Raw genomic sequence first — 669 nt, 5'->3', positions numbered from 1 at the left:
AAATCACTCATATTACTTACAAGCGCATTACGAAAGCGGCTCATTTGTTTTAGAGCGAACATTTTTTCGTCCACAAGTGGGGTTTCAACAAAACGGCCGAATCGAATGATATCGGCAATCATAGTGGCATCAATGGCGTCTGTTTTCCGCTTTCTAATTTCTGTGCCTTTTCGCCAGGCATTGGTTTGAATTGGGTTTAATACAACGACTGAGAAGCCATGATCCAGTAGAAAAGAATAAACGGCTAACCAATAATGTCCTGTTGCCTCCATTCCAATCATTATTTCTGTAGGAGACTCAATGTATCGGTACATCCAATTTAATAGTGCTTGTCCACCTTCTTTGTGATTCTGAAAGGGAAATGGCTTAGTAATAGGTTTTCCAGTTTGATCGATAATGGACGCATAATGTTTATGTTTAGCGATATCAATACCTAAATAGAACATAGCTTACACCCCTATTTTAATTAGTGTTAGATAGTGTTGTCCTCCTCTGAACTAATAAGCGCTACTACCTCGTAAGAGATACGAAGAATGACCAATGGTCATCAACATCCAACTCATTCGTAAACTACTTATTAGACAGAGGTACCATTCTTTCAACCGAATACAAAGATTCAAGGAGGTGGTCGGCAACACTCTATCTACAAATTTAAGTATCTCATAAAAA

1 protein-coding gene is annotated in these 669 nt (G+C 38.3%); it reads right to left on the bottom strand.

The window, feature by feature from the left end:
* The coding region (locus FE392_RS22975) for an IS110 family transposase (protein WP_319931989.1) at positions 1-446 on the bottom strand (446 nt) is incomplete at its 3' end.
* Between the last annotated feature and the right edge of the window lie 223 nt (positions 447-669).

The sequence above is a fragment of the Xenorhabdus santafensis genome (assembly GCF_033949405.1).
Taxonomy (GTDB): Bacteria; Pseudomonadota; Gammaproteobacteria; order Enterobacterales; family Enterobacteriaceae; genus Xenorhabdus; species Xenorhabdus santafensis.
Note: the sequence above shows the minus strand (reverse complement) of the source record. Positions and strands in the feature narration are given on the sequence as shown.